Below are 21273 nucleotides of genomic sequence, written 5' to 3' on the forward strand. Positions count from 1 at the left end.
TCTCCGCATATCGCCGCACTCATGGGCAGTTACCCACAGCGGTATCCACAGGCCGTAGCTGAGCCCCGCTCACGTTCGATCGGCCGGCGGCGTCCGTACACCTGCCGCCGATGCCAAAAAAGAGGGCCGGACCGGGGCTGTCACGCCCCTGATCCGGCCCTCTCCCAGGGCGCTGTGGTCGCTACGTGGTCTGCTTGATGCGGTTCGTCAGCTCGGCGATCTGGTTGTACAGCGAGCGGCGCTCGGCCATCTGCTGCCGGATCTTGCGGTCGGCGTGCATGACCGTGGTGTGGTCCCGGCCGCCGAACGCCTGCCCGATGCGCGGCAGCGACAGGTCGGTCAGCTCACGGCACAGGTACATGGCGACCTGGCGCGCGTTGACCAGCACCCGCGACCGGCTGTGCCCGCGCAGGTCCTCCAGGCTGACCCCGAAGTAGTCGGCGGTCGACGCCATGATCTGGTCCGCGGTGATCTCCGGTCCGGAGCCGTCCGGGATGAAGTCCCGGAGCACCTCCTCGGCCAGACCGAGCTCGACCGGCGCGCGGGTCAGGTTCGCGAACGCGGTGACCCGGATCAGCGCACCCTCCAGCTCGCGGATCGACGACGCGACCCGCGACGCGATGAACTCCAGCACGTCCGGCGGCGCGAACAGCCGCTCCTGTGCCGCCTTCTTCTGCAGGATGGCGATACGGGTCTCGAGGTCCGGCGGCTGGATGTCGGCGAGCAGCCCCCACTCGAACCGGGTGCGCAGGCGGTCCTCGAGGGTCGCGAGCTGCCGTGGCGAGCGGTCGGAGCTGATCACGATCTGCTTGTTGGCGTTGTGGAGCGTGTTGAACGTGTGGAAGAACTCTTCCTGCGTGCGCTCCCGCGTCTCCAGGAACTGGATGTCGTCGATCAGCAGGATGTCGACGTCGCGGTACCGCCGCTGGAAGGCCTGTGTCTTGTCGTCCCGCAGCGAGTTGATGAAGTCGTTGGTGAACTCTTCCGTCGACACGTAGCGCACGAACCGGGCGTTGCCGAGCATCGTGGCGTACTGGCCGATGGCGTGCAGCAGGTGCGTCTTGCCCAGCCCCGAGCCGCCGTAGATGAACAGCGGGTTGTACGCCTTGGCCGGCGACTCGGCCACGGCCACCGACGCGGCGTGCGCGAAGCGGTTCGAGGAGCCGATGACGAAGGTCTCAAAGGTGTACTTGGGGTTCAGCCGGTTCCCGGCCGAGTCGCCGGCGGGCGTCGACGCGCTGCGCCGGTCCTCGCGGCCGGTGCCGGGGTTCGACGGCGGCCGTGGCGGCAGCGGGTCCTCGTCCTGCTGTGGTGAGCGGCGCAGCCGTTCGTCGCGGGCGGCCTCGAACGCGGTGCCGGAGTGCTCGGTCCGCCCCGCCGGCGTCCAGCCCGTCTCGGTCGGCAGGTCGAACAGGCGGTCGCTGCCCTCGCGGGCGGTCGGCGCCTGCTGCCCGCTGTTCTGGCTGGACTGTTCGGCCTGTGGCTGCGGTTGGTACTGGGGCTGTTGGTACTGCTGCGGCTGCTGGTACTGGGGTTGCTGGTACTGCGGCTGTTGGTACTGAGGCTGTTGATATTGCGGCTGCGCCTGATATGAGGACTGGTCCTGGTATCCGGCCGGCTCGGCCAGCTGGCCGGCGGTGCCGTTGGACCAGTGCGAGGCGGACGGGGCCGGCAGCGGCGGGGCGTCCTCCGGCGGTCGCACCGTGACGGCGACCTGGATGTCCCGGCCGAGCAGCCGGGACAGCGCCTCGGTGATGACCGGGCGGAGCCGCGACTCGATGACGTCGCGGGTGAACGCGTCAGGCACGGAGAGCAGCGCGGTGTCCTCGACGATGGCCCGCAGCCTCGTCAGCCGCAGATAGGCACGCTGCTGCGCCGAGACGATCTCGTCTGCGAGCTCGTCCGTCGCCGCATGCCATACCGCTGCGAGGTCGGTGTCAGTCACCGTTCGCGCACCCCCATCGTCGCCCCCCACCGCGAGTGGACCGTGCGCCGGAAGTTCCGCCCGTCCCGGCCCCCATTGTCCACAGGTTTTCCACAACCTGTGTATCAACGAGTCATGTGCCGTGGACGGATCGTCCTGATTCCCTCCTGCCCCGTGTCGACCTGGCGGTGTTCGACCGAGTTTGCGGAGGTTCTGCAGGTCGGATGCGGTGCCGTGCCCCCTGTGGCGCATCCGATTAGTTGCGGAAAGTCCTTTGTGTCCCGTCGCCGGTCGTCGCGGTGTCTACCGGCAACCGGGCACGTTAACAGCGTTGTCCACAACCACTCAACCGTTGTCCACAAGTAACCTGTGGATTTCGGGGCGTTCCCAGTCATCGTTGACGGTCTGTAGGGCCGCGCGTACCCTGGTTCGGCTGGGGAAGCTTTCCCTGATAAACTCCAGTGACCAGCCCTACGCCGCTACGAAGACGGAGCCCGACGTGAGCAAGCGCACCTTCCAGCCGAACAACCGCCGGCGTGCGAAGACCCACGGTTTCCGGCTGCGCATGCGCACCCGGGCCGGCCGTTCGATCCTGTCGGCGCGCCGCGCCAAGGGGCGCGACCGCCTGGCGGCCGGCTCGGCCTGAGCCGACGCGGGCTCTTCGGAGGCAGCGTGCTTGCGGCCGCTCAGCGTCTGAGGCGGCGTGAAGACTTCGCCGCCACCATTCGCAGCGGCCGTCGCGCCGGTCGCGGAGCCCTCGTGGTGCATTTCCTGCAGTCGACCATCGAGCCGGCGCCAGCAGATCAACCATCTGCACGCGCCGGCTTCGTCGTGTCTGCGCCGTCCGGTGTGGTTTCAGCCGAGCCGGCGCGGGCCGGTTTTGTCGTGTCCAAGGCCGTCGGCAACGCCGTCGTTCGTAACATGGTGAAGCGACGCCTCCGGCACCTGATCCGATCGCACCTGGCGGACCTCCCGCCGGCGTCGATGGTCGTCGTCAGGGCACTGCCGACGTCGGCCACCGCGGGCTTCGAGGACCTCGGCCGCGATCTCGAGGCAGCGCTGACGGCCGTTCGCCGTCCCAGGAGCCGGGAGGGACGTCGATGAACGCTGGAGCCCGGGTCGTTGCCGCTCCCATCGTCGCGTACCGTCGTTGGATAAGCCCGGCGTTGCCGGCGCGTTGTCGGTTCTACCCGTCGTGCAGCGCTTATGCCCTGGAGGCGGTCGGCACTCACGGCGCGATCCGGGGAATCGGTCTCGCGATCTGGCGGCTGCTGCGCTGCCACCCATTCCACCCCGGTGGGTTCGATCCGGTGCCACCGCGCCGGGGAGCCTCGCCCGAGCCCGAGTCGACGTGACTGGAGCAGTGTCGTGATTAGCAAGCTGATGGGCGGGATCTACTGGCTGATCTCGCAGGTGATGCTGTTCTGGCACACCGTGTGGGACAAGGTCGTGCCCGACCACCGCACGCTCGGCACCAACTGGCAGTGGGTTCTCGCGATCGTCTTCCTGGTGATCACGGTCCGCGTCGTGTTGTTCCCGATCTTCGTGAAGCAGATCAAGTCGCAGCGTGCGATGCAGGCGATCCAGCCGAAGATGAAGGAACTGCAGGAGAAGCACAAGGGCGACCGGGAGACCCTCCAGAAGGAGGTCATGAAGCTCTACCAGGAGGAGAAGGTCAACCCGCTCATGGGCTGCCTTCCGATGTTCCTGCAGATCCCCGTCTTCATCGGCCTCCTGCACGTGCTGCGCCACCTCAAGCCCGGCACCTCCGACCACCAGATGGAGCTGTACGGCTGGAGCATCCCCGAGTTCATGGGTGCCGTTGACGCCCGGCTCTTCGACGCCCCGATCGTCGCGAAGTTCAGCAGCAGCGCCTCGGACCTCGCCAAGATCGAGGCCAACTCGACCACGGTAAAGATCGTCGCCGCCATCCTGGTCGCGCTGATGATCACGACGACCTACCTGACCCAGCGTCAGATGATTATGAAGACCGGCTGGAACAGCGACCCGCAGCAGCGCATGATCCAGAAGTTCATGCTGTACGGCATCCCGTTCTTCACGCTGACCTCCGGCTGGTACTTCCCCATCGGCGTCATCATCTACTGGGTCACCAACAACGCGATCACCCTCGGCCAGCAGTACTGGGTCCTGCACAAGTACCCGCCGCCGCCCAGTGCCAGCGCGAACACCACCCCGTACAAGGGCGGCAAGGCGGGCACCACGTCCCTGACCAAGGGCGGCGCCCCAGCGGCCAAGCCGGCCGGTGGGTTCCGGGCGATGCTGAGCAAGGCCAAGGACGAGGCGGCGGCGCAGCAGGCGGCAGCCGCCGAAGCCGCCGCGGCCAAGGCAAACGGCAAGGCCCTCGCGCCGAAGCCCGGCGCCAAGCCGATCAACCCGAAGAAGGGTGGCGCCGCGAAGCGGCAGTCGGGTTGACGCGACCCCGCCGGCCCGCCCCTCACCTCGGGCCGGCGAGTGGCGCTCCCTGTGCACCACCACCCCTCACCGACGACCTGTGACGGCGCCTCGGCGCCCCAAACAAGCGGAGATGAGTTTCGTGACCGACACCACCAGTGATCTCGACGCGCGCGGCACCGATGGCGACGCTCTGGATCAGGACGCCAAACTCGACGCGGTCGAGGACGGCGACGACGCCGGCGATGGCGACGGCAGCGACGGCGACGCCGCGCCGGCAGCCTCCGGCGGGAACGGCCGAGCTGCGGCCGACCTGTTCCGCGAAAGCGAGATTGCGGCCGACTACGTCGAGGGCCTCCTCGACATCCTCGACTACGACGGCGACATCGACGAGCTCGTCGTCAGCGGTCGTCCCGTGGTCGAGGTCGTCGAGGGCGGCGACGGCTCCGGCCGCCGGCTCCAGGCGCTCGTCGGCCAGCGCGGCGCCACCCTTGAAGCGCTGCAGGAGCTGAGCCGCCTCGCGGTCTTCCGGCAGACGGGCTCCCCCAGCCGTCTGCTCCTCGACGTCGGCGGCTACCGGGCGCTGCGCCGCAAGGAGCTCGGCGCGATCGCCAAGAACGCCGCCGAGAAGGTGAAGGAGTACGGCGAGGCCGTGCGGCTGGAGCCGATGAGCGCCTTCGAGCGTAAGTGCGTGCACGACGTGATCAACGCGCTCCCTGGCGTGGAGAGCGAGTCGGAAGGTGTCGAGCCGGCCCGGCGGATCGTGGTGCGGCCCGTCGCCTGACGGTCGTTTCCGCCTCACGGCGGTCGGCCTTTGTTCTGCCGTTTGGCGGGGCGTCCCTCTTGGGGGGCGCCCCGCCTTCGTCTGTCCGGCCGGTGGCGCTCTCGATGGTGTGCAGAGTCGAGGTCTTTGGCGCCGTGACTCCGGTCTTGAAGCTTTGCAGATCGAAGTCGTGGGCTTGGTCGCCCGGGCGGCCGTGGGGCGACTGCGATCAACCGGTGGAACGTCAGACGGCGACGGTCCTGCTCGTCCGCCTGGTCGGCGTGTGGCTTGATCGCCGGGGTGATCGTCCACTCCGGGTGCTGTCGAACGTTGGGTGAAGCTGCTGCGCTACACCGCTTGAGCATCAGCGACCGGCCGGCCGAGGCCGAGGACCGGGCGGTGCCGGGTCATTGCGAGGGTGACCTGCTCATCGGCAGGAACGGGGAGACAGCGATCGCGACCCTGGTGGGACGCGCGACCCGGTTCGTGCTCCTCGTCGCGCTGCCCGACAGCCGCGTCAGCGAACACGTCATCGCCCAGCTGACCGCGAAGATGAACCCCCGCCGAGAAACTCAACGAGTTCCTCACCAGCGGTGTCGCAACCAGATCCTGAAACCGCCGTGGACAGCCGGTCGGCGATTTTGATCACCGGGGAGGTCCGCTCCCCCGGCGCGGCACGCGGGCAACGAGCCTGATGCAAACCTCGGCAGCTCCGGATCGGGCACCGCGCATGCGGCAACCGCTCGACAAGACCTTGGTCGTGTCCGCCGGCAGATGTCCGCCCGCTGGGTTCCTGTCCGGCAGTCGTGATTGTGGAGTGGTGCACCTGCTCCTTGAAGCGGACCACTTCGGCCACGCGGCTTCCTCGGTGCTGTTCAACCTGCCCGGCCATGTGCTCGGTCCGCGACTTTGATCTGTGAAGGACGGTGTCCGGCAGGGTGGTGGCCGCGACAGTCGGAATGACTTCCGGGGTCGGGTGCCCGTGGATCCTTCGGGTTGTGGGAATCCGGCAACAGCGCCGCATGCCCGGCGCCAGGTCCGGCACTACCGATGCCGGTGGTCGTGTGATCGAGGTCGTGGGCTGGTCGTCCGGGTGGCCGTGGGGCGTCTTCGATCGAGGTGGTCGTGATCGAAGGTGCGGAACGGTCGCTGGGCACGGGGTGATGCGTGGACGTGATCGACGGCCGCTGAACCCGGGCGAGGGAAGGCGGCCGCTTGAACCTCGTGGCGCGGTGCTCCGATTCGGTTGCCTGGGCTTTGTCCCCGCGTGGGCGCACGGTCCGGGGATCGGGGACAATGGGCGAAGACGCGACTGGCGGCACCGGGATGGGACGGACCATCGGGGAGCTCGGGTTGTGAGGGTCGACCGCCTGGGTCCTCACGTCGAGGAGTCTTATGTCCACGACCACTGCTGTTCTTCTGCCCGGCGCTCCCGTCGCCGAGCAGATCCTGGCCGACGTTGCGACCCGGGTCGCAAAGCTGCGCGAGCGGGGCGTTGTCCCGTCGCTCGCGACGATTCTTGTCGGCGATGACGATGCGAGCGCGGGGTACATCCGCATCAAACAGCGCCAGGCCGCGGAGCTCGGGTTCGCGTCGCCGCATGAGCACCTGCCCGCCGACGCTACGCAGGACGCCCTGCACGCCGTGATCGACCGGTTCAACGCGGACCCCGATGTGCACGGGTTGCTGATCCAGTACCCGACGCCGCGGCACATCGACTACGACACGGCGTTGCAGCGGGTCGACCCGGACATGGACGTCGACGGCATGCACCCGCTGAACCTCGGGCGTCTCGCCGCGGGGATGCCCGGGCCACTCCCCTGCACGCCCGCCGGCATCGAGGCGCTCCTCGCGCACTACGAGATTCCCGTGAGCGGCAGGGAGGTCGTGATCCTCGGCCGCGGTGCGACGCTCGGCCGGCCGCTCGCGATGCTGCTCTCGCAGAAGCGCCCGACCGCCAACGCCGCCGTCACCGTGGTTCACACCGGTGTTGCGGACTGGCCGCGGTACACCCAGCGAGCCGACATTCTCATCGCCGCTGCCGGCGTTCCCGGCATCATCCAGCCGGACCACGTGAAGCCCGGCGCTGTCGTCATCGGTGGCGGTGTCCGTTACGAAGGTCGCCGGCTGCTGCCCGACGTGGATGAGTCCTGCGCCGCCGTTGCGGGCGCCATCACCCCGCGGGTCGGAGGCGTCGGCCCCACCACCGTCGCCATGCTCTTCCGCAACGCTGTCGCGGCCGCCGAGCTCCGTTCCACGTGAACACGTGAACCCCGCGAACAGGTGAACCCGCGACGCTCGTGAAGCCCCGCGGCGCCATCGCCATCGCCATCGCCATCGCCGGCGCTGTCGCTGAGTGCCGTTTCACGTGAAACATCGGTCTCGGGCCGCGCACCAGTCGCGGCCCGAGACCTTGTGCACAGTGCTCCCCCTGAGAGGCACGGCGCTCCCCCCGAGCCCGGCGGCCCGGCGGGCGGGGTGGGCGTGATTTGCTTGAGTGCATGGATGGTGCTGTTCCGCTCGAGGTGTTGCCGGCTGCCGAGAAGGTGTTCGGAGACCGGCTTCCGTTGGCTGAGCGGTTCGCTCAGTTGCTCGTCACCGACGGGGTGATCAGAGGGCTGATCGGGCCGCGCGAGGCGCCTCGGATCTGGGAACGCCACCTCCTCAACTGCGCCGTCCTCGGCGATCTGATTCAGTCGGACGCCACGGTCGTTGACGTCGGCTCCGGCGCCGGGCTGCCCGGTATGGTGCTGGCAGTGGCTCGTCCCGACCTGGTTGTCACGTTGGTCGAGCCGCTCGCACGACGTACCGCGTTCCTTTCCGAAGCGGTGACGGCGCTCGGCCTCGAGCGGACCACAGTGGTCCGGGCGCGGGCCGAGGAGTGCGTCGGGAAGCTCCCCCTCGCCGATGTCGTCACCGCCAGAGCAGTCGCACCGCTGGACCGGCTTGCCGGTTGGTGTCTTCCCCTCACCGCCGTCGGTGGGCGACTGCTCGCGCTCAAGGGAGCCTCCGCTGCGGCCGAGATCGCCGAGCATGCGGAGACCCTGAGCCGGCTTGGTGCGGGTGCGGCGTCGGTACGCCTGTGCGGGGACACCGTCCTCGCCGAGCCGACGACGGTCGTCGAGATCGTGCGGGAACGAGAAATCGCGCAACGCCGGAAGGGCAAGCGCGGGCGGTAAACCGGGGGCGGGCCGAGCGTCCCCGGACACGGGGAACGCGGGGGTTCGACGATGGACATCAGAAACTGTGGCAGCGGCTGGCCGATGGCGCCGGCGAAGCGACTCGGCGGTCTTCTCCGCCGAGTCGACGGCTTTTTGGTCTTTCTGGGGCCAGGTGAGAGTGACAAGCCTGACGACGCGCCGATGAGCCATAGCTCAGGTCGCCTGTGCGCCGTAGGCTGGCCGCGCGCCGTTCTTGCGTTCCCGGCGCCGGTCACCGCGGCCAATCAAGACTTCATGTCGGGCGGTGCTCCGGAGGTGGGCACCGCGTCGCTGACGGCCGACAGTGCACATCTTTCCGAGCGGGACGGGACTGACATGGTGCGCGACAGCGGTGATAGCCCGGACTACGGCGATGCCAGTCCTCATGTTTCACGTGAAACACGGGGGCCGGGGACTGATTCGAGAGCAGAGGCGGAGACTCGCAGCGCCGAGGGAATGGAGGGCTGGGGGGTCCGCCCGCCGGCTCGGCCCGTTCCTCAGCCCCGCGCCGAGAACCCGTCCAGTACGACACGCGGCGGCACGGTGGAGTTTCACGTCAGCGGGCAGGTCGATCGCACATCTACCGGTACTGTTTACGGCCGGGGCGGAAAACCGGTCGTGCCCAAAGCCGATTCACAATCCGCTGCAGACGAAGCGAAAGCCGAGACGAGAGCCGACATGAGGTCAGAGCGACGGAGCACTCCGTCTCCCCGACCACACCCGTCCGTCGTCACCGCGGATACCGAGGGCGCAATGACTGACGCGTACGTTTCACGTGAAACCGAAGACCCCCCGCTCGCACAGGAGGCCAAGCGCGCCGTGGAGATCCTCAACCCGAGCGGGGAGATCACTATGCCCCGCCCACCACGGCGGCGCACGATGTGCGTAGCGAACCAGAAGGGCGGGGTGGGTAAGACCACCACGGCGGTCAACATCGCCGTCGCCCTGGCGCTGCACGGCAACCGCGTCCTGGTGATCGACCTCGACCCGCAGGGCAACGCCTCCACCGGGCTCAACGTCCCGCACCACTCCGGGGTGCCGGACGTCTACGACTGCCTGATCGACGGTGCCCCCCTCGATGCGGTGACCCAGCAGGTCGAGGGCATCCCGAACCTGTGGGCCGTCCCCGCGACGATCGACCTCGCCGGCGCCGAGATCGAGCTGGTCTCGGTCGTCGCCCGCGAGTCACGCCTCAAGCGGGCCATCGAGGCCGGCGGGAGCGACTACGACTACATCTTCATCGACTGCCCGCCGTCGCTGGGCCTGCTCACGGTCAACGCGCTCGTTGCTGCGGAGGAAGTGCTGATCCCGATCCAGTGCGAGTACTACGCGCTGGAGGGTGTGCAGGCCCTCACGAACAACATCGAGCTCGTCCGGTCGCACCTGAACCCGAAGCTCGACATCTCGACGGTGCTGTTGACGATGTACGACCGGCGCACCCGACTGGCCGACCTCGTCGAGCAGGACGTGCGGAACCACTTCGGGCCGAAGTGCCTGAACGCGGTCATCCCCCGCAACGTGCGGGTGTCGGAGGCGCCGAGCTACAGCCAGTCGGTGATGACGTACGACCCGGGCTCCCGCGGTGCGGTGAGCTACTTCGAGGCGGCGCAGGAGATCGCGCTGCGCGGTGCGCATGACGCGCAGGTGGGAGGAGTGGCATGAAGTCCAACCGACGTGGAGGTCTCGGGCGGGGGCTCGGCGCTCTCATCCCCACCGCCGCGCCGGCCGAGAACGCGGCGAGCGGCACCGCCACCGCGCTGGCGACTCCCCCGGCCGCGACGGACACCCCCACGAACGGCGTAGTCGCGGCTCCGGTCGAGCAGCTCGCCCCGGTCCCCGGCGCACGCTTCGCCGAGATCTCGGTGACCTCGATCGTCCCGAACCCGAAGCAGCCACGGCAGGTCTTCGACGACGAGGCGATCGAAGAACTGAAGACCTCGATCCAGGAGGTCGGGTTCCTGCAGCCGATCGTCGTCCGTGAGCTTCCCGAGCCGGTGGAGGCCGGCGGCGACGAGGCCGACGCGGGCGCGACGAAGAAGTACGAGCTCGTCATGGGCGAGCGTCGGTGGCGTGCCGCCCAGGCGCTCGGCAAGGACGTCATTCCGGCGATCGTCCGCGAGACGCGCGACGATGCGATGCTCCGCGACGCGCTCCTCGAGAACATTCACCGCGCCAACCTCAACCCTCTGGAAGAGGCGGCGGCGTATCAGCAACTCCTCGAGGAGTTCGGTGCGACGCACGAGGAGCTGGCCCGGCGGATCGGCCGGAGCCGGCCGCAGATCTCCAACACGATCCGGCTGCTGAACCTCCCCGCACCCGTCCAGCGTCGGGTAGCGGCGGGGGTGCTGTCCGCCGGGCACGCCCGCGCGCTGCTCGGGCTCGACAACTCCGAGGAGCAGGAGACGCTCGCGCACCGGATCGTCGCCGAAGGGCTGTCGGTCCGGGCCACGGAGGAGATGGTGTCGCTCGCGGTGTCGGAGGGCAGCGCGACGAAGAAGGCTCCCCCGCAGCGACGCGCCAAGCCGCACGCGCCCGCGCTGTCGGATCTGGCGGACCGGCTCTCGGATCGGTTCGACACCCGGGTCAAGGTCGACATCGGTCAGCGCAAGGGACGGATCACGATCGAGTTCGCGACCGTTGACGATCTGGAGCGCATCGTGGGCATCATCGGCGTTGACCAGAGGGGTCAGCGGGAGCAGTAGGCGCTCGCTGGTCGTACCAAGGCGAAAAAAGGCGAATCAGAACGGCCGGACGGTCAAAGTCCGGCCGTTTCGTTTTGCTCTCAGGATGGCTCTGGGCGCACTTTATCCACAGGGGTTATCCACAGGCTCGCCGTTTCACGTGAAACCACGTGGTAGGAGGCCTGAGTGCCTGTGGATGAAGGTCCCGATGGGTGCACTGTCCACAGGGTGCGGACACCGGGGCCCGGTTCGGCTAGGGTCGGCTCGTGCCCGAGACGCCATCGCAGCTGCCCTCGTTTACTTATTGGCCGACGTTCCCGTTCGAGGGTGACCTCCGGGTGAAGCGCCTGCTCGATCCGGTGCCGATCGAGCCGCCGCGGCACGGTGACAACCCGGCCGAGTGCCGGGCATGCGGGGCGCCGGACGAGGCGTACATCTGGGTGAGTGATCGGTGGCGCGTTCGCAGTCTCGACCGGCCGACCGGGCTGCCGGCGGTGCTGATCCTCGAGTCGCGGTCGCACCTGGACCTCGGCGACCTGCCGAACATGCTTGCGGCCGAGCTGGGCGTGATGACCGTGCGGCTGGAGCGGGCCATCCGGTCGCTCGACGGTGTCGCGCGGGTCCACGTGAACCGGTGGGGTGACGGCGCGGCGCATCTGCACCTGTGGTTCCTGGCGCGACCGTATGGGCGGCTGCAGCTGCAGGGCACGTTCCTCGCGCTGTGGGACGACATCCTGCCGCCGATTCCGGAGGACCAATGGCGGGAGAACCTGGCGCTGGTCGCCGCGTGGCTGGCGGAGTTCGGTGGACGGCCGCTCGCCGAGCCGCCGCGGATCAACTGGACGGCACCGGCGCGGTTCCGCGAAGAGGCGCGGACGGTCGACCCGGACGCCGCGCTCGGCGACGCGGGGATACACGTGGAACCACCGGAGCCGGCCGCGAGCGACAACAGCACGGACAGCGGCACCGGCACGGACAGCGGCACGGACAGCGGCAGCGTCGAGCCCGCTGCACAGCTGGCCGCCGCCGTCCCCACGCCGGCGCAACCAGTTGTGGCCGAGGTGCCGGCGAAGAATGACGCAGCCACACCGACCAAGGACTCAGCATCCGACACACCGTGACGGCGGCGCATCGCACGATGTGGGTGGGGTAGCTGAGCAGCGGCGGCCACGCGGAGTGAGGAACTCTGACGGGATGACTCCCGTGGCCGATGATGGGTGCGTACCATCAGGACGGTTGACCGAACGTAAGCAGCGCGCGGAGATGGGCCAATGTCGCGACGTCTCGTAAGTCTGACGCTTGACACTCTCGAGGATCTGCCTCGATCGTGCCGCGCCTGCGTCTTCTGGGAGCTTGATCCGGTCGCCGCCGACAGAGCGTGCGCCAACGGCGACCCGGGCCTCGAGAAGGAGGCCTGGGTGTCGCAGACGCTGCTCGAATGGGGCTCCTGCGGCAAGCTGGTCTACGTCGACGGTATGCCGGCGGGGTTCGTGATGTTCGCTCCCCCGGCGTACGTGCCGCGGTCCATGGCGTTCCCCACGTCGCCGGTCTCCCCCGACGCGGTGCTGTTGATGACGGCGCACGTGGTGCAGCCGTTCGCCGACGGTGGGTTGGGCCGGATGCTGGTCCAGGGCGTGGCGCGGGACCTGACCAAGCGCGGCGTGAAGGCGATCGAGGCGTTCGGCGACGCGAAGTTCGGCGAGGTCGACGAGGCCGGCCGAAACGAGCGGGGCTGCCTCGCGCCGGCGGACTTCTTCACGTCGATCGGGTTCAAGACGGTCCGCCCGCATCCGCGGTATCCGCGGCTGCGGCTCGAGCTCCGCACGGCGCTGTCGTGGAAGTCGGACGTGGAGTACGCGCTGGAGAAGCTGCTCGGCTCGATGAGCCCGGAGTCGCTGCTCCGCCCCGTGCTGCCGGTGCGGCCCGCGACCCGGAGCATGCAGCCCTGAACGTGCAAGCGGCCCGCAACCATGCGAGGGCCCGAACGTGACAGCGCCCCGGCCGCACACGGCGGCCAGGGCGCTGTTTTGCAGTTGAAGGTCAGACGGCGTTGTTGGTCAGCGCCCGCAGCAGGCTGACGTCGATCGAGCCGGTCGGCACGTCGGCCTCGACGGGCAGGTACATCCGCTGCACCGCGGCCATCATGGCCTCGACGACCCGCTCCCGGAACGCGGGGTCGATGAGCCGCTCCCGGTCCGACGGCGACGTCAGATAGCCCACGTCGACCCGGACGGCCGGCATCCGGCTGAGCCGCAACAGCTCCCACGTCTTCGCGTGCGTCTGGCAGTCCCGCAGGCCGGTGCGCACGACGATCTCGCGCTGCACGAGCTTCGCCAGTCGCTCACCCACGATGGACGTCGGCCCGGAGACGGTGCCGTAGTGGTAGGTGGCGACGCCGCCGGCCTCGGGGTTGCGGTGCCCGTCGAGGTGGATCGAGATCAGGAGGTCGGCGCCGAGCTCGTTGGCCAGCTGAACCCGGTCACGGTCGCTGAGAGCCGCTGTAGGCTGCGGACCCCTGGTGAGGTTCACCCGCATCCCCGCGGCCGCCAGACGGCCTTCCAGACGGGCTGCGAGGTCATATACGAGGTCCGCCTCGGTCCACCGGAGCGGCCCGTCGGGCACCACGTTGCCGGTGTCGGGTCCACCGTGCCCCGGGTCGATGACGATGCGCTTGCCCAGCAGCGTCGGACCCGATTCGCGGAAGGTCTCCGCCTCGCGGAGCAGCTGCGGCCGGCCGCCGATGACCTTGCGGCCGAGGCGGCGGAGCGCGCCGACGGTCGCCGGTCCGCACTCACCGTCGGGACGCAGCCCGACCTCGCGCTGGAACTGGGCGACGGCGTGCGCCGTGCGGCTGCCGTAGATGCCGTCGGCGCGGCCGGGGTTGAAGCCCATCTCCAGCAGCCGCTCCTGCAGCTGCCGGACGTCGTCGCCGATGTAGGGGTCGCCGACGGTGTGGAACAACGCCCGCTGCCCCAGCCGCCAGCGGGCCGCGTCCAGCGACCGCCAGGTCTCGTCGCCGACCTCGCCGTCCACGGTCAGCCCGTGGCTCTGCTGGAACGCGCGGACCGCACGCTCCGTGTCGGCGTCGAACTCGGGATCGGTGTCGAGCCCAGGAGATGGTGCGTCGACCAGCAGGTCCAGCACGACAAGAATGCTGCGGATCTCGGCTACTGCCGCGCCCCGCGCCCCGCGCCGGATTGCCCGCATGTGTCCTCCTGAAAGTGCCTGCGATTGCACCGCAGCGTACCGCTCACGGCTCAGAGACGCGTCATCACGCGGCCTTTGTGGAAAACGCGCCCCGCCTTGGCTGAAGGCGGGGCGCGTCAATGCTTGGTGCTGCGCTCAGGCGGGCTCGAGCGCCGACTCGATCAGGCGCACCAGGGCGCTCTTCGGGCTCGCGCCGACGACTGACCGGAACGGCTCGCCGTCCTTGAAGACGGTGAGCGTCGGGACGGAGAGCACCTGGTAGGCGCGAGCCGTCTCCGGGTTGCTGTCGATGTCGACCTTGACGATCTTCACCTTGTCGGCGAGGTCACCGATGGCGATCTCGTTGAGCATCGTCTCGATCTTCCGGCACGGCTGGCACCACTCAGCCCAGAAGTCCACCAAAACCGGAATATCGGACTTGAGGACGTCAGCCTCGAAGGTCTTGTCGCTGACCGGCTGGATGGCTCCCATACGCACTCCCTCTACCTGTGTTGAAACTACAGCGTCGCGATGTAGCGCTCGGCGTCCAGCGCCGCCGCGCAACCGGTGCCGGAGGCCGTGATCGCCTGCCGGTAGGTGTGGTCGACCAGGTCGCCGGCGGCGAAGACGCCCTCGACGTTGGTGCGGGTGCTCGGTGCGGCCACCTTCACGTAGCCGGCGTCGTCCAGCTCCACCTGACCGCGGAACAGCTCGCTGCGCGGGTCGTGGCCGATCGCCACGAACACGCCGGCGACCTCGAGGTTGGTCTCCTCGCCGGTGTTGACGTCCTGCACCCGCAGGCCGCCGACGCGGCCACCGCGGTCGAGGACCTCGGTCACCACACTGTTCCACTGGACCTTGATCTTCTCGTTGGTGAGGGCCCGCTCCGCCATGATCTTGCTGGCGCGGAATGAATCCCGCCGGTGCACGATGGTGACCGACTTGGCGAAGCGGGTGAGGAACGTCGCCTCCTCCATCGCCGAGTCACCGCCGCCGACAACCACGATGTCCTCGTTGCGGAAGAAGAAGCCGTCACAGGTGGCACAGGACGACACACCCCGGCCGAGCAGCTCCTGCTCCCCCGGGACGGAGAGCGGGCGCCAGGCGGAGCCGGTGGACAGGATGACGGCGTGGGCACGGTATTCGGTCTCGCCGACCCACACGCTCTTGACGGGGCCTTCCAGCGCCACCCGGGTGGCGTCGTCGGTGACGAACTCCGCCCCGAAGTGCTCGGCCTGCTTGCGCATGTTGTCCATGAGCTCGGGGCCGAGAATGCCGTCGGGGAAGCCTGGGTAGTTCTCCACCTCAGTGGTCGTCATCAGCGCCCCACCGGACGTGACACCTTCGATCACCAGCGGCTTGAGGTTGGCCCGGGCCGCATAGACGGCAGCCGTGTACCCGGCGGGGCCGGACCCCACGATGATCAGGTTGCGGACCTCGTCCACGGTCGACTCCTCGAGTTAAGCCTGTGCCAGCAAAACGTCATCCTACGAACCGATGATTCCCGGTGCGGGGTGACGCGTGTGCCACATCACCACTACGGTCAGGCAACGCCACGGTACAGCTCGTCGGCGATCGCCCCACCGATACCGCAGTCCGGTCCGACCGCGATGACCAGGCGTTTGCCCGCGCCCAGCCGGGTGCCGTCGACGATGACGACCAGCGCCGGTTGGCCTTCGAAACGGGCGTAGTCGACCAGTGTCACCTGCCCACCGTATTCCCCGACCACCGCGTTGAGGCAGGCGGCCCTGGCCACCGGGTCCCGCAGGCGGCGCAGCTCCACGGGCACGTCCTCGGGTTTCGCGCTCTTGCTGGTGTCGGCGTTGCCGCTGCCCTCGCCGGCCATCGCCGCGGCCGGTGGCGACGCCTTGGCCAGCTGCCCGACCGTGCCCGGCCCGTAGTCCTGTCCGGAGGCCACCAGGGCGGCGTCGGACCGCATGGACGACCTGGTGCCACCCGACGCGGGGGTCGGCGCCGACTGCGGGGCCGCCTCGTTCTTGCCGCCGCCGTCGGCGGACGAGGTGACCGTGTCTTGCTTGGCGTTGTCCCCGTTGACGACCAGCGAGATGCCGAACCCACCGCAGATCAGCACGGCGGCCGCAGTCGTCAGGCTGATCGCCCACCGCTGCCGACGCTGCCGGCGGGCCTCGCGGGCCCGGGCCAGGTCCAGCACGGCAGCGCCCGGCTGGGGAGCGACCACCGCGTCCTGCAGCGCGGCGTTCAGCCGGTGCGCCACATCCGCGGGCACGGGCAGCGGCTCGGCGCCCAATGCGGTCAACCTGTCGCGGACGGCGACCTCGGCGGTCACCAGCGCGCCATACGCCTCGGCCCAGGCCTCGTCGGTGCTGACCAGGCGGCGCACGTCGTCGGCCTCGGGCGTGCCGTCGAGCGCCCCGCCGACGAAGTCGGCGAGCAGGTCGAAGTCGGCGTCGGAGAAGGTCGTCACCCGCCGCCCTCCTTCCTGTTCGCTGCCGCCCCGGTCGCTGCCTCAGCGCTGTCCGGGGATGGGACGCCGCCGCTGCCGACGGGGTTCCGCAGGTGGCCGAGCATCACAGCGAGGCGGGCGCGCCCGCGGGCGCACCTGCTCTTGATGGTGCCCTCTGCGACGCCGAGGATCACTGCGGCCTCGGCCACGGAATACCCCTGGACGTCGACGAGCACGAGCGCGGAGCGCTGATCGACGGCGAGTTGCTGCAGCGCCTGCCGCACGTCCATGGCGGTGTCGCGGTCGGTGACCGGAGCGGGTGTGATGTCGGTCTCGGGCAGCGGCACGGTCGGTCTGGACTGCCGGCGCCGGATCCGGTCGAGGCAGGCGTTGACCACGATGCGGTGCAGCCAGGTCGTGACGGCCGACTCGCCCCGGAAGTTGCCGGCGGCCCGGAACGCCGACAGCAACGCGTCCTGGAGGGCGTCAGCGGCCTCCTCGCGGTCGCCGAGGGTCCGCAGGGCGACCGCCCACAACCGGTCCCGGTGCCGCCGGACGATCTCGGCGAAGGCATGGGGGTCACCCGCGGCGTGGGCATGCAGCAGGGCGGTGTCATCCGGCGTTTCACGCACGCCCGGCTCCGCCTCCACGGCTGGCACCTTATCGACCGCGAGCGACTTGTGGGGGCTACTGGACTCGAACGGTTATCTCCGCGACCGAAACCCGGTAGCGACCGCTGCTGCTTTCCTTCGGCAGCTTCGTGATCCAGACGAGCAGGTAGCGGGTCGGTTCCGCCGGGCCCGAGTACAGGTTCGTGGGGCCCATGACGTCCTTGGCGGTGCCCTCGATCACCTTGTACTGCTCGACCGTCTGCTTGTCCTGATCGGCGCCGCTGCCCAGGTCGGCCGTGCCGGTGCGCAGCTCACCGCTGGCGCCGGGGGTGGCCAGGTCGACCTGCACCGAGACCACCTGCTCGGCCTTGCCGAGGTCGATCCAGATGCCCATGCCGTCTTTGAGACCACCGAAGTTGGCCTTGCCGGAATAGCGGTCGGTGCTCCACACCGTCGCCGGGTTGCCGTCGACCACCTTGCCGGCGTCCTCGGTGTTGTCCCGCTGGCCCTTCGGGCTCACGATCCGGACCTGCGACGCGTTCAAGGTCAGCACTCTCGGCTGTCCGGCCGGCTTGACCGGCTGCGGCACGCCGCTGCTGGTCGTCGACGGCGGGGTCTCGCCGGGCACGGCCGGGTCGCCGAGAACCTTCGCGGCGGCCAGGGTGCCCGCCAGGGCCAGCACGAGCAGGCCGACCACGCCCACGGCCAGCTTCCGCCCGGCGGGCTTCGGCGGCGCGGTGGACTGCGACGCCGCGTCGAAGGCCTCGAAGTCGAGCGCGCTGTCCCCGCCGCCGGATCCGGCATCGGCGAGGTCACCGTCCTCGAACTGCCCGAACGAGGCGAGCTCGCCGGCGAGGGACTCCGCGGATGGCAGCGGCAGGTCGGGGTTGAGCAGGTCGGTCACAAGCGAGTCCAGGTGCGTCGGCACACCGGCGCGCACCTGCCGCGGCGCGGCGAGCGCGCCGGAGTTGTCGCGCACACCGTCCGGCACCGAGTAGGTGCCCGCCTCGCGGTGCGGCCAGTAGCCGGTCAGCGCGCAGTAGAGCACGGCGCCGATCGAGCGGATGTCGGTCTCGGGGGTCGCCAGGTCGTCGGCCCGGGCGTCGGTCAGCACGACCCGCCCGTCGTGCGCGACGAGGACCGTGCCGGGGTGCACGTTGCCGTGCGCCATGCCGGTGCCGTGCAGCGAGGCCACGGCGTCCGTGACCGCCCAGGCGATCGCCACGGAACGGCCGGGGTCCAGCGGACCCGAGGCCACGATGTCGCGCAGCGCGATCCCGTCGACCCACTCGCGGACCACATAGGCCCGGTGGCCCTCGTCGATCGCGTCATAGACGCCGACGAGGTGCGGGTGGACGATCCGGCTGGCGGCCACGGCCGCGCCCAGCATCTCCTTGGCGCTCTCCCCACCGGGATAGCGCAGGACGACCGCCACCGGCCGCCGCAGGATCACGTCGATCCCGCGATACAGCTGGCGACCCAATGAGTCGTTGCCGATGTGCTCTTCGAGCTGGTATCGCTCGGCAAGGATTTCACCGACGGATGGGGTGCCGAAGGTCAGGACCTGCGGAATTCCTCCCGAGGTCTCCAGCCCTTCGTCGAGCTCAGCCACCCGTCCTCCCTTCCGATCCGTGTGCTCACCTGAGGCGTGCGTCGTAACGCGAGTCGCAGTCACTAAGCCTAAGCGCTCCGGCGGGGCGTCGAGGTTGACCTTACCGGTCAGCTCTGCGGGTTCCGACACGTCATCTTCTCCGGACCACCCGGGGCGATGCCAATTGATCACCCATGCCAGGACATAGCGGGCATATACCTTTCACCCAGATTCCGCTGCTTCGCCGAGCACCGGACGGGCCGTCCGCCGGCGCGGAAACACCCGCGGCCCGTGTATGGCGGTGAGCTCGTCGCTCCCCCGCGCGGGAGCGTAGGAGTGCGCTGTCTGGATCATCGGCCGAGCTTGCCCTTGATCAGACCGGCGAACTGGCGAACCTCGGGCACGCGCAGCGCCAGCGCCACCACCGCGTAGGTCACCAGGAGGACGGCGCTGCCTGTGATGAGTTGCACCACGCCGAGGATCTTGCCCGGGTCGAGCACCTTCCCGATCCCCCACGAGACGGCGAACGCCAGGACGCCGCCGGCCGCCGCCGCCCCCGCAAGACGCACCAGGGTGTCGGCGATCTTCGCGAGGCCGAGCCGGCCCAACCGCACCCGCAGCAGCCAGTAACCCATCACCAGCGCCGCCACGAACGACAGCGCCGTGCCGAGCATCAGCGATGCGGTCACGGCCGCGATCGGCAGGATGAAGTAGAACGCGACGTCCAGCACCAGCCGGATCCCGACCACACCGATGTTGACCAGCGCCGGTGTCCGGGTGTCCCGCATCGCATAGAACACGCTGGTCTGCATCTGGCTCAGCGCGAACGGCAGCAGGCCCAGGCCCGCGGCGCTCACCACCCAGCCGGTGGCCAGCGCGGTGTCGTAGTCATACTGCCCCCAGTCGAACAACGTCACCGCGAGCGGCTGGCCCAGCACCACATACACCGCGGCGGCCGGGATCAGGATCACCGAGGCCAGCCGGGTGCCCTGCGACAACTGGTCGGTCACGTCGCCGAAGCGGCCGTCGGCCGCGGCGGAGGAGATTCGCGGCATCAGGGCGGTGATCACGGACACCGCGACGATGCCGTGGGCCATCATGAAGATCAGGAACGCGTTGTTGAACACGGCCGGGCCGTCGCCGCCGCGCACGGCGTTGTTCTTCGCCAGCGCCATCACGATCGTGATGCCGATCTGGTTGACCCCGACGTAGAGCAGCATCCAGGAGCCGAGCCTGCCGAGCTCCCGCAGATTGAGCTTGCCGAAGTCGAAGCGCCACTTCCAGCGGAAGCCGGCCTTGCGCAGCGCCGGCCAGAGCCCCAGCGACTGCACCACGATGCCCAGCGTGGTGCCGATGCCGAGCACCAGAACCTGCGCCAGCGTGATCTTGTCGGGGGTCGGCAGCGCGGGGCCGGGAACCAGGAAGAACACGCCGGCCGTGGCGATGATCACGACATTGTTGAGGATCGGGGTCCACATCGGCGCGGCGAAGTGGCCGCGCACGTTGAGGATCGCCGCGAAGATGCCGGCCAGCCCGTAGAAGAAGATCTCGGGCAGCAGCAGATATGCCAGGAACGTGATCAGGTCGCGGTCGGTTGTGGTGACCTTGTCGTTGCCGAGCGTGTAGACGGCGGTCAGCAGCGGCGCGGCCAGCACAACCAGCAGCGTCGCCGCGCCGAGTGCGACCACCGCCAGGGTCAGCAGGCGCTGCGCATATGCCTCGCCGCGGTCCGGCTCCTCCTTGCGGGCCCGCACCAGCGTCGGGATGAGCACGCTGGCGAGCACGCCGCCGAGCAGGAGCTCATAGATCTGGTTGGGCAGGTTGTTGGCGAGCGTGTAGTCGTCGCCGACGGCGAACCCGCCGATCGCGGCCGCGATCGCCGCCGCGCGGAGGAAACCGGTGGCCCGGCTCACCAGGCTCAGGATCGCCATCGTGCTGCTGTTGCGCACGACCGTGCCGGTGCTCTCGTCGTCACCGGGCCCCGGCGGCGGTGCAGTCTGCTCGATGCTCGGCGCGTCGGCCACGACCTGGGGCCTCGGTGTCACGAGTGGCAGGTGGACCGTCGGCGCGTTGGCGGGGTCCGTCAGCCGTGGGTCCAGCGGCTGCGTTGGCAGCTCGCCATGCGGATCCGGCGCCCTGTGCGCGCCCTCACCGACCGGACGCAGCACCGCGGTCGGCTCGTTGCTCCAGCGCCCGTCGTCTGCCGGGTCCATCCGCCACACCCCAACTCGGCCGTGCTTCAGCTCGCAGCACAGACCATAGTGGCACCCTCCGACATTTCCGCCGTCCCACCGTTGCACCGACAAATCGCGCGACCTGACGCCGACACGGCCACTACCCTCGGTGTCCGCTCCTTGCTCACCGTTCATGCCGCCACCTCCGCTGCGCTCCGGCGTCGGCCTGAGCCAAGAACTGCAAATGCTGGTGAGCGGCCCGAGCCGCTGCGCTGGCCGCTCAGGCCGCCACCTCCGCTGCGCTCC

General features: G+C 69.5%; 18 protein-coding genes, 2 pseudogenes and 1 riboswitch. Of the genes and pseudogenes, 12 read left to right on the forward strand and 8 right to left on the reverse strand.

The genetic code is table 11. The features are described 5' to 3' along the window. Positions 1 to 181: 181 nt before the first annotated feature. Positions 182 to 2176: a chromosomal replication initiator protein DnaA gene (gene dnaA, locus ACFPIJ_RS46795; protein WP_380125965.1), complete on the reverse strand. Its 1995-nt coding sequence runs from the start codon at positions 2174 to 2176 to the stop codon at positions 182 to 184. 247 nt (positions 2177 to 2423) lie between these two features. On the opposite strand from dnaA, the gene rpmH reads away from it, so the two are divergent. From rpmH to ACFPIJ_RS46855, 12 genes and pseudogenes are all read left to right on the forward strand, one after another. Next, a complete protein-coding gene (rpmH, locus tag ACFPIJ_RS46800) occupies positions 2424 to 2570 on the forward strand; it encodes a 50S ribosomal protein L34 (protein WP_203849339.1) in 147 nt (48 codons plus the stop codon). 26 nt (positions 2571 to 2596) lie between these two features. Continuing rightward, positions 2597 to 3028: a ribonuclease P protein component gene (gene rnpA / locus ACFPIJ_RS46805; RefSeq protein WP_380125966.1), complete on the forward strand. Its 432-nt coding sequence runs from the start codon at positions 2597 to 2599 to the stop codon at positions 3026 to 3028. Then, positions 3025 to 3296 (forward strand): annotated as a pseudogene (gene yidD / locus ACFPIJ_RS46810) (membrane protein insertion efficiency factor YidD). The gene rnpA and the pseudogene yidD overlap by 4 nt, the downstream one beginning before the upstream one ends. A gap of 11 nt (positions 3297 to 3307) precedes the next feature. Continuing rightward, complete coding sequence (gene yidC, locus ACFPIJ_RS46815; RefSeq protein WP_380125982.1) at positions 3308 to 4357, forward strand: membrane protein insertase YidC; 1050 nt, start codon at positions 3308 to 3310, stop codon at positions 4355 to 4357. A gap of 112 nt (positions 4358 to 4469) precedes the next feature. Next, positions 4470 to 5120 carry a Jag family protein gene (locus ACFPIJ_RS46820; RefSeq protein WP_380125967.1) on the forward strand — a complete coding sequence of 217 codons (651 nt, stop codon included), beginning with the start codon at positions 4470 to 4472 and terminating at the stop codon, positions 5118 to 5120. Positions 5121 to 5456: 336 nt separating this feature from the next. Next, positions 5457 to 5607, forward strand: a pseudogene (locus ACFPIJ_RS46825) (IS30 family transposase); the annotation flags it as partial. A 790-nt stretch (positions 5608 to 6397) separates the two neighbouring features. Next, a riboswitch (ZMP/ZTP riboswitch) is annotated at positions 6398 to 6482 on the forward strand. A gap of 12 nt (positions 6483 to 6494) precedes the next feature. Next, the gene (locus ACFPIJ_RS46830; RefSeq protein WP_380125968.1) at positions 6495 to 7361 is read left to right on the forward strand and encodes a bifunctional 5,10-methylenetetrahydrofolate dehydrogenase/5,10-methenyltetrahydrofolate cyclohydrolase; all 867 of its coding nucleotides are present in this window, start codon (positions 6495 to 6497) and stop codon (positions 7359 to 7361) included. Positions 7362 to 7624: 263 nt separating this feature from the next. Continuing rightward, positions 7625 to 8278 carry a 16S rRNA (guanine(527)-N(7))-methyltransferase RsmG gene (gene rsmG / locus ACFPIJ_RS46835; RefSeq protein ID WP_380125983.1) on the forward strand — a complete coding sequence of 218 codons (654 nt, stop codon included), beginning with the start codon at positions 7625 to 7627 and terminating at the stop codon, positions 8276 to 8278. A gap of 360 nt (positions 8279 to 8638) precedes the next feature. Next, complete coding sequence (locus ACFPIJ_RS46840; protein WP_380125984.1) at positions 8639 to 9961, forward strand: AAA family ATPase; 1323 nt, start codon at positions 8639 to 8641, stop codon at positions 9959 to 9961. Continuing rightward, the gene (locus ACFPIJ_RS46845) at positions 9958 to 11001 is read left to right on the forward strand and encodes a ParB/RepB/Spo0J family partition protein (protein ID WP_380125969.1); all 1044 of its coding nucleotides are present in this window, start codon (positions 9958 to 9960) and stop codon (positions 10999 to 11001) included. The genes ACFPIJ_RS46840 and ACFPIJ_RS46845 overlap by 4 nt, the downstream gene beginning before the upstream one ends. 266 nt (positions 11002 to 11267) lie before the next feature. After that, complete coding sequence (locus tag ACFPIJ_RS46850; RefSeq protein WP_380125985.1) at positions 11268 to 12101, forward strand: hypothetical protein; 834 nt, start codon at positions 11268 to 11270, stop codon at positions 12099 to 12101. A gap of 150 nt (positions 12102 to 12251) precedes the next feature. Further along, the gene (locus tag ACFPIJ_RS46855; RefSeq protein WP_327007229.1) at positions 12252 to 12929 is read left to right on the forward strand and encodes a GNAT family N-acetyltransferase; all 678 of its coding nucleotides are present in this window, start codon (positions 12252 to 12254) and stop codon (positions 12927 to 12929) included. A 91-nt stretch (positions 12930 to 13020) separates the two neighbouring features. Here the strand turns inward: ACFPIJ_RS46855 and ACFPIJ_RS46860 are convergent, their stop codons facing one another. The 7 genes from ACFPIJ_RS46860 to murJ form a co-directional block, all read right to left on the reverse strand. Beyond that, on the reverse strand, positions 13021 to 14187 hold the full coding sequence (locus ACFPIJ_RS46860; protein ID WP_380125970.1) for an N-acetylmuramoyl-L-alanine amidase: 1167 nt from the start codon (positions 14185 to 14187) through the stop codon (positions 13021 to 13023). Positions 14188 to 14322: 135 nt separating this feature from the next. Further along, positions 14323 to 14658: a thioredoxin gene (gene trxA, locus ACFPIJ_RS46865; RefSeq protein WP_203848192.1), complete on the reverse strand. Its 336-nt coding sequence runs from the start codon at positions 14656 to 14658 to the stop codon at positions 14323 to 14325. Positions 14659 to 14684: 26 nt separating this feature from the next. Further along, on the reverse strand, positions 14685 to 15611 hold the full coding sequence (trxB, locus tag ACFPIJ_RS46870) for a thioredoxin-disulfide reductase (protein WP_380125971.1): 927 nt from the start codon (positions 15609 to 15611) through the stop codon (positions 14685 to 14687). Between the two features lie 98 nt (positions 15612 to 15709). After that, positions 15710 to 16612 (reverse strand): hypothetical protein, encoded by a 903-nt coding sequence (locus ACFPIJ_RS46875; RefSeq protein WP_380125972.1) that lies wholly within the window; start codon positions 16610 to 16612, stop codon positions 15710 to 15712. Next, the gene (sigM, locus tag ACFPIJ_RS46880) at positions 16609 to 17250 is read right to left on the reverse strand and encodes an RNA polymerase sigma factor SigM (RefSeq protein WP_380125973.1); all 642 of its coding nucleotides are present in this window, start codon (positions 17248 to 17250) and stop codon (positions 16609 to 16611) included. The genes ACFPIJ_RS46875 and sigM overlap by 4 nt, the downstream gene beginning before the upstream one ends. A 28-nt stretch (positions 17251 to 17278) precedes the next feature. After that, positions 17279 to 18814 (reverse strand): protein kinase family protein, encoded by a 1536-nt coding sequence (locus tag ACFPIJ_RS46885; protein WP_380125974.1) that lies wholly within the window; start codon positions 18812 to 18814, stop codon positions 17279 to 17281. Positions 18815 to 19143: 329 nt separating this feature from the next. Continuing rightward, on the reverse strand, positions 19144 to 21006 hold the full coding sequence (murJ, locus tag ACFPIJ_RS46890; protein ID WP_380125975.1) for a murein biosynthesis integral membrane protein MurJ: 1863 nt from the start codon (positions 21004 to 21006) through the stop codon (positions 19144 to 19146). Positions 21007 to 21273 lie beyond the last annotated feature (267 nt).

It is taken from the genome of Dactylosporangium cerinum (assembly GCF_042653625.1).
Classification (GTDB): domain Bacteria; phylum Actinomycetota; class Actinomycetes; order Mycobacteriales; family Micromonosporaceae; genus Dactylosporangium; species Dactylosporangium cerinum.

Bases quoted from the DNA above. Each gene is read 5' to 3' on its own strand.
- murJ (WP_380125975.1), bottom strand. From the start codon at position 21,006: ATGGACCCGGCAGACGACGGGCGCTGGAGCAACGAGCCGACCGCGGTG.
- ACFPIJ_RS46855 (WP_327007229.1), top strand. From the start codon at position 12,252: ATGTCGCGACGTCTCGTAAGTCTGACGCTTGACACTCTCGAGGATCTG.
- ACFPIJ_RS46845 (WP_380125969.1), top strand. From the start codon at position 9,958: ATGAAGTCCAACCGACGTGGAGGTCTCGGGCGGGGGCTCGGCGCTCTC.
- yidC (WP_380125982.1), top strand. From the start codon at position 3,308: ATGGGCGGGATCTACTGGCTGATCTCGCAGGTGATGCTGTTCTGGCAC.
- dnaA (WP_380125965.1), bottom strand. From the start codon at position 2,176: ATGCGCCACAGGGGGCACGGCACCGCATCCGACCTGCAGAACCTCCGC.
- ACFPIJ_RS46860 (WP_380125970.1), bottom strand. From the start codon at position 14,187: ATGCGGGCAATCCGGCGCGGGGCGCGGGGCGCGGCAGTAGCCGAGATC.
- ACFPIJ_RS46830 (WP_380125968.1), top strand. From the start codon at position 6,495: ATGTCCACGACCACTGCTGTTCTTCTGCCCGGCGCTCCCGTCGCCGAG.
- trxA (WP_203848192.1), bottom strand. From the start codon at position 14,658: ATGGGAGCCATCCAGCCGGTCAGCGACAAGACCTTCGAGGCTGACGTC.
- ACFPIJ_RS46820 (WP_380125967.1), top strand. From the start codon at position 4,470: ATGAGTTTCGTGACCGACACCACCAGTGATCTCGACGCGCGCGGCACC.